Raw genomic sequence first — 12,909 nt, 5'->3', positions numbered from 1 at the left:
CCGCTTAACCAAACTCACGCAGGCGGTTGAACAGCTGCGCCATCGGCGACACTTTGGTCTGGCGGTCTTTGTCACCGGTGATCACCACGGTGGCGGTAGTCCCCGCCGGGAAGCGGTTGCCGGGTTGATCGTCAAGGCGAATACGCACCGGTACGCGCTGCGCCAGACGCACCCACTCAAGGTTGGAGTCCACGGTAGCCATGCCTTTGCTGTCGACGCTGCTGCTGCTGTTGGTCACGCCAGCCGCGATGCTGTCAACCGTGCCGCGCAGCACCGTGTTGCTGCCCAGCGGAGTAATTTCCGCGCGGAAGCCGGGACGCACGCCATCCAGCTTGGTCTCTTCCATGTAGGCCAGCACGTAGAACGAGTGCTGCTGCACCAGCGCCACGGCCACCGAGCCGCGCGTGATGAATTCACCCTGATAGACGTTGAGGTTGGTGACCCAGCCGTCGGACGGCGCTTTGATGGTGGTGCGATCGAGGTCGATCACCGCCAGATCGCGCGTCGCCACCGCTTTGGCCAGCTGATGTTCGCTGGTCTGCAGGTCGCTGTTCGACTGCTCAATGGCTTCACGCGACATCGCGCTGGTACCGAGCTGGTTACGGCGCGCCGCTTCACGGCGTTTTTCGCTGACCAGCGCCTGGTAATATTCGACATCCGCCTGCGCCTCATCCAGCGCTTTCTGGTAGCGCGGACGGTCAACGATAAACAGCGTATCGCCTTTTTTCACCAGCTGGTTGTCGTGTACCGGGACGTCAGTGATCAGTCCGGTCACGTCCGGGGAGATCGCCACCACATCGGCGGAGAATTTGGCGTCACGCGTCCACGGCGACTCGGTGTAGAACACCCAGGCGCGGAAGATGATAATAACAGCGATGATAACCAGCAGGAGCGTAATGGCGTAACGCGCGATTTTTCTTATTAGCGCTTTCACTTAAAACCTCAGACGAATAGACGGGATACAAGGTAAAACACACAGCAATACAGCGCTGTGTTAAAAAGTGCCGGGTGCCACACCAGATCGTAAATCCCGCTGGGCGTCAGCACGCGTTTCACCAGCCAGAACAGCGCCAGCGAAACCAGTAGTTCAATGAAGATGGGCGGAAAAGACAGCCCGAATACGACAAATACCGGAAGCACACTCATTTCGGTTCCTTAGTTCGACCTTGCCGGATTGCACCGATACCTGCCCTCATGCCCTCTGGCACGTCGGGTTGATGATAGTGGGATGACGGATAATCTGATGACAACATTCAGGCCGCGTTGAGCTAATCATAGCGTATCATCGGGTAAACACTGCCGTGTTCAGGTGCGGTGAAGAGACCCAGCGTGCGTATAGTAACGCGCTTGACTATACGTTTTCTACATATTGTGAGCTAAATCACTTTTTAGCCAGAGTAAACAATGGAACGACTCAAAGGCATGTCCATTTTCGCCAAAGTGGTTGAATTGGGCTCATTTACCGCCGCCGCACGCCAGCTGCAGCTCAGCGTCTCGTCAATCAGCCAGATTGTTGCCAGACTGGAAGATGAGCTGCAGGTGAAACTGCTTAACCGCAGCACCCGCAGTCTGGGCCTGACCGAAGCCGGTAAGATTTATTATCAGGGTTGCCGCCGCATGCTGGCAGAGGCCTCGCAGGTGCACGAACAGCTGTACGCCTTCAACAACACGCCGATCGGGATTTTACGCATCGGCTGCTCAACCACCATGGCGCAAAATGTCCTCTCCGCCATGACCAGCGAGATGCTGCACGAATACCCGGGACTGAGCGTCAACCTGATGACCGGCATACCGGCGCCGGACCTGATTGCTAACGGGCTGGATGTGGTGATACGCGTCGGTGAGCTGCAGGATTCCAACCTGTTCTCGCGCCGGCTGGGCGCCATGCCGATGGTGGTATGCGCGGCGAAAAGCTACCTGGCCCAGCACGGCACGCCGGAAAAGCCGGCTGAAATCGACAACTTTTCCTGGCTGGAGTACAGCGTGCGCCCGGATAACACCTTCGAGCTGGTGGCGCCGGAAGGCCAGGTAACGCGCCTGACGCCGCAGGGCCGTTTTGTCACCAATGATTCTCAGACGCTGATTCGCTGGCTGAAAGCGGGCTGCGGTATCGCCTATGTGCCGCTGATGTGGGTGATTGATGAGATCAACGCCGGTGAGATCGATATTTTGTTTCCGCAGTATCACTCGGAGCCGCGCCCGGTGTATGCCGTTTATACCGAGAAGGATAAGCTGCCGCTCAAGGTGCAGGTGTGTATCAATTATCTGACCGAGTATTTCAGGCAGGTGGCGAGGCAGTATCAGCAGCACCGCAAAAGTTAGCCAGGGTGGCGCGCGGGTATTGCCGGCCTTGAGGACGCAGACGGGGAAGTGCAGTTCAGTTATACATGCCAGGTCACCACGAAGGGTGACCCTGCAGGGAGAGTGGCGCGGTTTTGACAGGGTGCGCACTGATGCGCACCAGCATGAACCTTAAGCCGTTCCGCCCACGGTAATTTTATCCAGCTTCAGCGTGGGCTGACCTACGCCGACCGGCACGCTCTGGCCCTCTTTACCGCACACGCCGACGCCCTTATCCAGCGCCAGATCGTTACCGACCATGGAAATCTGCTGCATCGCCTCAATGCCGGAGCCGATCAGCGTCGCGCCTTTCACCGGTTTGGTGACTTTGCCGTTCTCGATCAGATAAGCCTCGGAGGTCGAGAACACAAACTTGCCGGAGGTGATATCGACCTGGCCGCCGCCAAAGTTAGGGGCATACAGACCATACTCCACACTCTCAATGATCTCCTGCGGCGTCGATTTGCCCGCCAGCATATAGGTGTTGGTCATGCGCGGCATCGGCAGGTGCGCATAGGATTCACGACGACCGTTACCAGTAGGCGGCACGCCCATCAGACGCGCATTGAGCTTGTCCTGCATATAGCCTTTCAGCACGCCGTTCTCGATCAGCACGTTGTACTGTCCCGGCACGCCTTCATCATCCACCGCCAGCGAACCACGCAGCCCCTGCAGGGTACCGTCGTCAACCACGGTGCAGAGTTCGGACGCCACCAGCTGGCCCATCTTACCGCTGAAGACGGAAGTCTCGCGGCGGTTGAAATCCCCTTCCAGACCGTGGCCCACCGCTTCGTGCAGCAGCACGCCTGGCCAGCCCGCACCCAGCACCACCGGCAGCGTACCGGCTGGCGCCGCGACGGCGGACAGGTTAACCAGCGCCATGCGCACCGCTTCGCGCGCCCAGACATCGGCCCGTACGTCGCCGCTCTCATCGGCGAGGAAAAATTCGTAGCCGGTACGCGCACCGCCGCCGCTGGCGCCGCGCTCGCGTTTACCCTGATCTTCCACCTGAACGCTAATGGACAGGCGCACCAGCGGGCGAATATCCGCCGCCAGCGTACCGTCGGTGGCGGCGACCAGCACCTGCTCGTAGACGCCGCTCAGGCTGGCATTCACTTCCTGCACGCGCGGATCAGCAGCGCGTGCCACTTTATCAACCCGGTGCAGCAGCGCGATTTTGTCTTCGCGCGTCAGGCTGTCCAGCGGATTGACTGGTGCGTACAGCGAACGGTTAAGCACCGCGGAGAGCGCGTGCGCTTTACCGTTGCCCTGCTCGCGCACAATACTGCGCGCCGCTTCGGACGATTGGCGCAGGGCGTTGAGGCTGATTTGATCGGCATAGGCAAAACCGGTTTTCTCGCCGCTTACCGCGCGGACGCCCACGCCCTGATCGATGTGATAAGAGCCATCTTTAATGATTTTGTCTTCCAGCACCCAGGATTCATGGAAGCTGGACTGAAAATAGAGATCGGCATAGTCCAGACGACGTTCTGAAAGCTGCCCTAACAGGGAAAAAAGGTCCTGCTGATTAATGCTGTTCGCAGCTAGTAACTGCTCACTTACCAGATTCAGAGTCATCGTTTCTCACTCATTATGTGCTCGGATAGTCATAGCCTGCGGCAATTCCCCGACGGCGTCAAATTCACTTCTTATCGGCTTCGCGCGGTTTGCGCAGCACTTCATTGATTTCCGGCTTATCCAGCGGTCCGCTGATGTGATAGCGCAGCAGCGAAATCTTATTCCACAACGGTGCCAGCACCTTGCTGGCGGCAAAAACCGCCGCGCCGACCACCGGGTTAATCACAAACGCGGTGGCCACGCCAACCGAGGCACCGATCTCCGGTGCCACCACCGCTTCCATGTCGATTTGCCGCTGCACAAGATCTATTTTGCCCTGCATGGCGATATCCGCTTCGAGGCCATCCACCAGCAGGTTATCGGTGCGCATCACGCCGTTTTCAATCCACGCCGTGCCGTTAATCGAATCAAACCAGAAACCTTCATTAAAGGTATCGCTAAAATCGAAGCGCAGCTTACGCAGCAGGGCATCGAAGCTCACCAGCCGCAACAACTGTCCGGCACGACCGGTGTTCACATCCGCAATCTGCCCTTTGCCGAAGTGGGTTTTCAGCGTGCCGCTCAGCGTCTTTTCTGAAGGCTGCCACGGTGCGGAGCGCCAGTGCAGGTCATAATCAATTTTAAACGGCGCATCGCGCAGCGGCGTGTTCATGCCAAACCAGTTGGTGGCATCATTGATATTTTTGCCGCTCAGGCTGCCTTTTAACGAGGTGCGCTGCTCGCCCGCTTTGTTCACCCATTCACCCGCGACATTGAGCTTCGAGCTGCCGGTATCGACGCTGCCGTTAGTGAGTGCTAACGTCTCTCCCTGCGGCTGGAGCCTGGCCTGAATGTGGCCGAACTTCTGCCCGCGCAGCCAGCACTCAGCGCAGTTGAGCTGCAGCGCTGGCCAGCTGCGGAAATCAATGCCGCTGTCCCCACTGAACGGCGAGGAGGCCTTGCCCGCTTCGTCGTCACTCCATTGCGGATTGTAATAAAGATAGCTCAGGTCGATTTGCCACGGCGCGTGTTGTGCGGTTCGCAGGCTGCCGCGCGCTTCGCGGCTCTCCAGCTGCAGCTGCGTACTGCCGCCCGCGCCCTGGGTCACCGTGGCATTAACATCGTGCCACTGCTGGCCGCCGAGCGTCAGGGCCGGAGTGCGCAGCGTCACATCGCCCGGCAGCAGTGCGCCGCCGATGTCCGTCTCGCCCTGCGCATTGCGTGAACCCGTCGCGCCGGTCATCAGCCCCAGCCAGGCTTCGCCGTCTAGCGCCGGCAGATTAAGCACCATCCCACGCCGATCCGGTAGCGCCGGCGTGCTTTTGGCATCATTCAGCCAGATACCGCGATCAACGCGCAGCTGCGGCTCCAGCAGCCAGCGGCTGTTAAAGCGATGGTGCTCACGCACGCTGCCGCTGAGGTTAAAACTGTGCAAATCGCCGCTGGCATTAATGGCGATGGGCAGTGCCTCACCGGCCTCTTTATCCAATGGTGGAGGTAAGTGACTGCTCACTGTCTTGCCGTCACCGTTGATATCAACCTTGTAGCGCGCCCCACCCTGATGCGGCAGCGTGATGTCGACATTGCCCTGCCACGCCAGACTGCCGCCCAGCTTACTGCTTACGCTGGCGGGCAGCATGGCCAGTTTTGCCGGCTGCCAGTCGCCCAGCAGTTTGACGTTAACGCCAAAATCATCGGGATTTTCCGTGGTGGTGAAACGCACGCCGGTGGGCTGACCGAACCAGTTGGCCTGCAGCTCTTCACTCTCCAGGTTTCCGTTGTTGTAGCGGAAACGTCCGGTCAGGTTTTTCAGCGTGGTGTTAAGCGGCTTAATGTGCAGGCTGTTGTTATTCAGCACCACGTTACCGCTGGCGTGCACCAGTTCCCCATCCAGCGGAATATCCAGGTTGAGCGAACCACGCACGTTGCCGCTAATCTGCAGCTGCTCCAGCGCCGCACCCAGCGTGGATTTGAGCGGCGTGCGGGCGAAATAGTCGGCGATATCTTTACCTTCGCCGCTCAAATCACCGTCAATGATCAGCTTCTCTTTCAGGTAATCCGGGATTACCGCACTGACGTTGCGCGCGTCCACCGCGCCCAGCCGGGTTTGCGCCGCCTTCATCCACAGACCATCGTTAATAAAATCGAGGTCGATATCGAGGTTTTGCAGCGCCGGCCAGCCCGGCTGGAACTGGAAGGTAGCATTGCGCACCGGCACGGCCACTTCAAACATGCCGTCGTGGTGCTTAAACGGGAACAGACGCGGATCCCCGGCAAACAGCAGCGTGGCATTCTCCACCTGGCCGCCTTTGACCGCTTCGCTGAGATACTGCGTCAGATCGTGGCCCATCAGCGGCTCGGGGAAGTAGCGCCAGGCATCACCGGCGTCGGTGACGCGAATCCCGGCAAGAATGTCGAGGCGCGGCGCTTTACCGACATTTTGCTGATAGCGGAAATCGCCGCGCGCCCATAGCGAACGTGCCTGCACGTCCAGCTGCTGGCCATCCAGCGTCAGGCCGTTGCCATCGCGCAGCCAGTTAATCCTGCCGGTGACCTGCTGAATCTGTAACGGCGCCTGGAACATATCGCCGTACGGCACTTCGGCCTGGCCCATCTGCACATCCAGCTGGCCGTGGTTCAGACTGCCGCTGGCGCTGCCGCTCAGATTGCTGATGCCCGGCAAAAGCTGCCAGTGCTGCCACGCCAGATCGCGCCAGCGCGCCTGCAAACGCGTCTGCTCCGGCTGCGCCAGCGGAATATCCAGCGCCAGCGCGTCGATATAGCCGCGCGGCTGCAGCGCCCGCCAGTTGTCCAGCAGCGTGGGCGAGAGCGGCGCAAACAGCGGCACCAGCGGTGCCAGACGCTGCAGATCGAGCCGGGTGGCACGCACCCGCACTTCTGCTGCACTGTTCGCGCCGATCATCTGTTTATCTTCCGGCTTCCACAGCAGGGCGATATGGCCGGCATCCCAGGCCACGCCGTCAGTCATCAGCCGGGTTTGCGGCACCGTCAGGCTCCAGCCATTCTGGTAGCGCGCCAGATGCGCGGTCAGGCCATCCACCTGCAGCTGATGATCGCCCTGCTCGCCTCGCCAGCGTGCGCCGCCTTTGCTCAGCAGCAGATCGCCCGCGTACACTTCGCCGTCGCGCAGGTTGACCCACGCGGCCAGGCTGAAACGCGCGCTTTGCAGGCTGGTATTATCACGCAGCCAGCGGCCAATCCACGGGCGCACGTCCACATCATCGGCCTGCATCCAGATGCGGCCGTCGTTGAGTAAGCCGTTAGTATCGTTAAGATCGAGCCGTACCTGCACCACGCCGTGCTGGCCGGTGAAGCTGGACAGGCTCACTTCGCCTTCGGCGCGATGGCGGTTGTCCTCGTTCAGCCAGGTAAGGCGGGGAATCGCCAGTTCGGCATGCTGGCCGGAAGGCGTGAGAAAACGGATGCTGCTGTCGCGCAGATCGAAATGGTCAAACTGGCGTAAGAACAGATCGTTGATTTGGGCCGGTTTGAAGCTGTTTTTTTGCTCGTCGCTGGTGAGCAACGGACGGTTGGTTGCCAGCCGCAGCTGCCAGAAGGTGAGATCGCGGAACTGCCAGCGCCAGTGCAGCAGCGACTGCCACACATTGAGCGCCAGCGTAACGCGGCCAATCTGCAGCTCGCCATCTTTTTCCATGTCGATACGCAGATCGCGTACCTGCAGGGTCGGGCCAAAATTCTCCCATTTTCCCTGAACTTCACTGGCATCGATGGTGACGCCGCTGACGCGCGAAAGGGTGTGCAGCACCTCGCCGCGATAGCTGTTGAGATGCGGCATCACAAGGCGCAGCCCGCTGACCAGCAGCGCCACAATGACGATGATTGCGGCGAGCAGCAGTAACAAAATCCCCGGCAACCGCCTCACACACCTCTCCTTGCTTTCCGTTGGGTTACGGCGTTCAACCTCACGACTTACATCATGACGACGTCAAACTGCTCCTGCGTGTAGAGCGGTTCAACCTGTACTTTGACCTGCTTGCCGACAAAAATTTCCACTTCGGCCAGCGCGTGCGACTCATCGCTTTTCAGCGCTTCACCCACTGCGGGCGACACGTACACCAGGAAGCTGTCGGAGTCGTAAGCGTGATGGACGCGGACGATTTCACGCATGATTTCATAGCACACGGTCTCCACCGTCTTCAGCGAACCGCGTCCCTGGCACACCGGGCAATCGGCACACAGCACATGCTCAATGCTTTCGCGCGTGCGTTTGCGCGTCATCTCGACCAGCCCCAGCGCGGAGAAGCCGTTGATGCTGGTCTTGACGCGATCTTTGCTCAGCGCGCTCTCCAGCGAGTGCAGCACGCGCCGGCGATGATCGTCATTATTCATGTCGATAAAGTCGATGATGATAATGCCGCCGAGATTACGCAGCCGCAGCTGGCGCGCAATCGCCTGCGTGGCTTCGATATTAGTATTAAAAATGGTTTCGTCGAGGTTGCGGTGGCCGACAAACGCACCGGTGTTAATGTCCACCGTGGTCATCGCTTCGGTCTGGTCGATAATCAGGTAACCGCCAGATTTCAGTTCCACCTTGCGCTCCAGCGAGCGCTGAATCTCGTTCTCCACGTCATAGAGATCGAAAATCGGCTGCTTGCCGTTGTACAGCTCCAGCTTGCTGGCCATCTCCGGAATATATTCGCTGGTAAATTCCACCAGCAGATCGCAGGTCAGGCGCGAATCGACACGAATGCGATCCAGCGCTGCGCCGGCGAAATCGCGCAGCACGCGCTGCGCCAGCGCCAGCTCGCCGTACAGCAGGCAGCGCGTCTGGTTGCGCTTCTTACGCTCGCTGACTTTGGTCCACAGGCGCTTTAAAAATGCCGCGTCCTGCGCCAGCTCTTCTGCGCCAATGCCTTCTGCAGCGGTACGAATAATAAAGCCGCCGAGATCGTCACAGTAAGCGGCAACCACCGCTTTCAGCCGCTCACGTTCGGCTTCGCTTTCAATGCGCTGTGAGACGCCCACGTGCGAAGCCCCCGGCATAAAGACCAGGTAGCGCGACGGCAGCGTAATATCGGTGGTGAGACGGGCGCCTTTGGTGCCGAGCGGATCTTTCACCACCTGCACCATTAAATCCTGTCCCTGACGCACCAGCTCGGCGATATCGCGCACGATAAAGTTCTTCTTCTCATCACCCGCCACGCATTCGGTGTGCGGCATGATGTCCGAGGCGTGCAGAAAGGCCGCTTTGTCCATGCCGATATCGACAAATGCCGCCTGCATGCCCGGCAGTACCCGGCTGACGCGCCCTTTGTAGATATTGCCGACAATACCGCGCCGCGCTTCGCGCTCAATATGGATTTCCTGCAGAATGCCGCCGTCAATATAGGCAACACGGGTTTCAGAAGGTGTCACATTTACCAGCAGTTCAGCCGTCATCTTGTCCCCTTAACGCACGCAGCGACTGAAAATGGCTCAGCAGTTCGCTGGTTTCCACCAGCGGCAATCCCACTACGGCGTGATAACTTCCATTGATGCGGCGCACAAAGTTGCCGCCCAGGCCCTGAATACCGTACGCGCCGGCTTTATCCATCGGCTCGCCGCTGGCGATATAGTGCGAAATTTCCTCTGCCGTGATAGTGCGGAATGTCACGTCTGTGGTCACCAGGCAATCCAGTTCACCCTGCGCATCGGCCAGCGCCACGGCCGTCATGACCTGATGGGTTTGCCCGGCCAGTTTACCCAGCATCTGTGCGGCATGCGCCGCATCGCGCGGTTTCTCCAGCACTTCGCCATTCAGCACCACGATGGTGTCAGCGCCCAGCACCGGCAGATTCTGCGGTGCTATCCGCACGCCGGCCCGCGCCTTATCGCTGGCCAGACGCCGCACGTAAGACTCCGCCGCTTCGCCCGGCTGACGCTGCTCTTCAACATCGGTAATCAGGCGCTCAAACTGCAGGCCAAGCTGCGTTAATAGCTCGCGCCGACGCGGTGAGCCGGAAGCCAGGTAGAGGGTTATCATTGAATTCCTTATTGCACAGCAAACTGACGGCGAATCTTTCTCATCAGTAAGAATAGCCAGGGCCACAGGATACCGTCGACCACGCTACTCCAGAAGATTTCCGGGCGGAAGGAGACATTGATGACCAGAAATTCTGCCCAGAAAACAATCACATCAACCGCCAGCGACAGCACCATAACCATTAATGCCTGCTGCCACAACGCCAGATTGCGGAATAGCTGAAATTTAAAGGCCACCAGATAGGCGATAATGCTGAACGCCAGCGCACGCACGCCCAGCGTTGAGCCGGCGACCAGATCCATAATGGCGCCGAGGAAAAAGCCGGTGCCCACATTGACCCGGTGCGGCAGCGCCAGCACCCAGTAGATCAGGATCAGCAATAGCCACGATGGCCGGAACATGTAAATCTGATCCGGCCACGGCATGATTTGCAGGATAAGCGCAACAAGGAAGGACAGCCAGATCACCCAACGCCCCTGGCTGCGATATCGACTCAAGGCTGGCCTCCGCGCGAGTTCGCCGGATTACCCTGCGAACGGCTGCTGGCGGCGGGCTGTGGCGGCCCCATCTGCTGATTTTGCTGCATCATGGCGGGTGCCGGCGGCCCCATTTCGCCCGCGGGCGGCAGTACCTGCGGCATCATCTGCATCAGGCGTTCGTTGGCCACGCGATGCACTTCGTCCGGTGCCATCGGCATGTCGCCGTTCTTATCCGCACCCCACAGCAGCAGCAGGTAGCGCAGACGCTGCAGACCGGCGGTCGGACGCGCCTGAATCACGGTATAGGCACGCTGCGTATCCACTTTCACTGACGACACCACGCCGACCGGATACCCTTCCGGGAAGCGTCCGCCCAGGCCTGACGTCACCAGCACATCACCGACGCGAATATCCGTATTGCCCGGCAGATGCTCCAGCTGCAGATCTTCGCTGCAGCCGTTACCGGCGGCGATGACGCGAATATCGTTACGCAGCACCTGAATCGGCAGGGCGTGCGAGGCATCGCAGATCAGCAGCACGCGGCTGGTCATCTGCCCTACCGCCACCACCTGGCCGACCACGCCTTTATCGCTGATCACCGGCTGGCCTTCATACACGCCGTTGACGCTGCCTTTATCGATGATCACCTGATCGGTGTAAGGATCGGTGCCGGTGGAGATCACCTGGGTCACCATTTTGTGCTCATCCTGACGCAGCGGCGAGCCGAGCAGCTCGCGCAGACGCGCGTTTTCCTGCTTGTATTGCCCCAGCATCAGCAGGTCACTGTTTTTCAGGAAGAGCTCACGGCGCAGCGCTTTGTTTTCCAGCTCCAGCTGCTGGCGCGAGGCCAGCGTTTCGGAAACGCCGTCAAGAAGCTGTCGTGGCCCGTTGGCCAGGAAGTAAAATGGACTGACCGACGTGTCCAGGTAGTTGCGGATCTGGGAGAACGTGCTGATCCGGCTATCGGCGACAATAATCGCGATAGCCACAATCACGGCCAGAAACAGGCGCAACTGCAGGGAAGGTCCCCTGCTAAAAATCGGCTTCATAAATTCTGCGAATTCCTCGACATCAGGGAAGAAGCGTGAGTGTCAGCACTCACGCCTCCAGGGCTGGACGCTATACGCCGTCGTGCGCAGCGTCGCCAGTTACCCCGCATCCTGCAAACCGCAGTGACGACGTTGTGCCGCTGCTGCCCGGTGCCTGCTGCTGAGGCTGCCGTGCGGCATGCGATGGCCATCGTCCTGCCGTTGTGCTGATTTTGGGTATCGTCGCTATTCCCTGCGCAATTTGACCACGGTCTCAGCCGGAGAGGAATTACTCCTCGCTGAACAAATCGCCGCCATGCATGTCGATCATTTCCAGTGCTTTACCGCCGCCGCGCGCTACGCAGGTCAGCGGATCTTCTGCGACCACTACCGGAATACCGGTCTCTTCCATCAGCAGACGATCCAGGTTACGCAGCAGCGCGCCGCCACCGGTCAGCACCATACCGCGCTCGGAGATGTCAGACGCCAGCTCCGGCGGGCACTGCTCCAGCGCGACCATCACGGCACTGACGATACCGGTCAGTGGCTCCTGCAGCGCTTCCAGGATTTCATTCGAGTTCAGCGTAAAGCCACGCGGCACGCCCTCAGCCAGGTTACGGCCGCGCACTTCGATCTCGCGCACTTCGTCACCCGGATAAGCCGAACCGATCTCATGCTTGATACGCTCAGCGGTGGCTTCACCAATCAGCGAGCCGTAATTACGGCGCACGTAGTTAATGATAGCTTCATCGAAGCGATCGCCACCAATACGCACAGAAGAAGAGTAAACCACGCCGTTCAGGGAGATAACCGCAACTTCGGTCGTACCGCCACCGATATCCACCACCATCGAGCCGGTCGCTTCTGACACTGGCAGACCCGCGCCGATTGCCGCGGCCATGGGTTCTTCAATCAGGAACACTTCACGGGCACCGGCGCCCTGCGCCGATTCGCGGATGGCACGACGCTCAACCTGGGTCGCACCAACCGGCACGCACACCAGCACACGTGGGCTGGGGCGCATAAAGCTGTTGCTGTGCACTTGCTTGATGAAGTGCTGGAGCATTTTTTCAGTCACGAAGAAGTCGGCGATAACGCCATCTTTCATCGGACGGATTGCTGCGATGTTACCCGGCGTACGGCCAAGCATCTGCTTTGCATCATGACCAACAGCCGCTACGCTCTTTGGGGAGCCGGCGCGATCCTGACGAATGGCAACCACAGAAGGCTCGTTCAGCACGATGCCTTGTCCTTTTACGTAAATCAGGGTATTCGCGGTACCCAGGTCAATGGACAAGTCATTGGAAAACATGCCACGAAATTTTTTAAACATACTAAGGGATAATCCTGCAAGCTGGGGGCGGAAAATAAAATCCGCCTACTTTACCAACCACGCGAAGCCGCTACAAGGCGCAAAAACGTTCTGCTTCGGTGAAAAACCAGGCTGAATAATTTTTCGCGGCGGTGCTGCCGTCCGACACCGGCGTTAAACGGCGCTAAG

General features: G+C 59.3%; 10 protein-coding genes. 1 reads left to right on the top strand and 9 read right to left on the bottom strand.

All coding sequences use genetic code 11. The features are described from left to right. Positions 1-4 precede the first annotated feature (4 nt). Both aaeA and aaeX read right to left on the bottom strand, forming a co-directional pair. Positions 5-934: a p-hydroxybenzoic acid efflux pump subunit AaeA gene (aaeA, locus tag AC6I8F_RS02015; protein WP_125310645.1), complete on the bottom strand. Its 930-nt coding sequence runs from the start codon at positions 932-934 to the stop codon at positions 5-7. Between the two features lie 8 nt (positions 935-942). Next, on the bottom strand, positions 943-1,146 hold the full coding sequence (aaeX, locus tag AC6I8F_RS02010; protein WP_021508145.1) for a p-hydroxybenzoic acid efflux pump operon protein AaeX: 204 nt from the start codon (positions 1,144-1,146) through the stop codon (positions 943-945). Between the two features lie 258 nt (positions 1,147-1,404). Between aaeX and aaeR the strand changes: the two genes are divergently transcribed. Continuing rightward, entirely contained in the window at positions 1,405-2,322 is a 918-nt protein-coding gene (aaeR, locus tag AC6I8F_RS02005) for an HTH-type transcriptional activator AaeR (protein WP_031279824.1), read from the top strand. Positions 2,323-2,472: 150 nt separating this feature from the next. On the opposite strand, the gene tldD is transcribed toward aaeR, so the two are convergent. From tldD to mreB, 7 genes are all read right to left on the bottom strand, one after another. Beyond that, a complete protein-coding gene (tldD, locus tag AC6I8F_RS02000) occupies positions 2,473-3,918 on the bottom strand; it encodes a metalloprotease TldD (RefSeq protein WP_021508147.1) in 1,446 nt (481 codons plus the stop codon). A 64-nt stretch (positions 3,919-3,982) separates the two neighbouring features. Continuing rightward, positions 3,983-7,801 (bottom strand): AsmA2 domain-containing protein YhdP, encoded by a 3,819-nt coding sequence (yhdP, locus tag AC6I8F_RS01995; RefSeq protein ID WP_282996000.1) that lies wholly within the window; start codon positions 7,799-7,801, stop codon positions 3,983-3,985. 47 nt (positions 7,802-7,848) lie between these two features. Then, complete coding sequence (gene rng, locus AC6I8F_RS01990) at positions 7,849-9,318, bottom strand: ribonuclease G (RefSeq protein ID WP_021508149.1); 1,470 nt, start codon at positions 9,316-9,318, stop codon at positions 7,849-7,851. Further along, positions 9,308-9,901: a Maf family protein gene (locus AC6I8F_RS01985; RefSeq protein ID WP_088516100.1), complete on the bottom strand. Its 594-nt coding sequence runs from the start codon at positions 9,899-9,901 to the stop codon at positions 9,308-9,310. Before AC6I8F_RS01985 ends, rng begins: the two co-directional genes overlap by 11 nt. An 8-nt stretch (positions 9,902-9,909) precedes the next feature. Continuing rightward, positions 9,910-10,398, bottom strand: coding sequence for a rod shape-determining protein MreD (mreD, locus tag AC6I8F_RS01980; protein ID WP_031279826.1), 489 nt, complete (start codon positions 10,396-10,398; stop codon positions 9,910-9,912). Further along, positions 10,395-11,429: a rod shape-determining protein MreC gene (gene mreC / locus AC6I8F_RS01975; protein ID WP_021508152.1), complete on the bottom strand. Its 1,035-nt coding sequence runs from the start codon at positions 11,427-11,429 to the stop codon at positions 10,395-10,397. Before mreC ends, mreD begins: the two co-directional genes overlap by 4 nt. Before the next feature lie 268 nt (positions 11,430-11,697). Then, positions 11,698-12,741, bottom strand: coding sequence for a rod shape-determining protein MreB (gene mreB, locus AC6I8F_RS01970; protein WP_003855260.1), 1,044 nt, complete (start codon positions 12,739-12,741; stop codon positions 11,698-11,700). Positions 12,742-12,909: the final 168 nt, after the last annotated feature.

This window comes from gamma proteobacterium symbiont of Axiagastus rosmarus (assembly GCF_059730925.1).
This window is presented reverse-complemented; position numbering and strand designations above follow the sequence as displayed.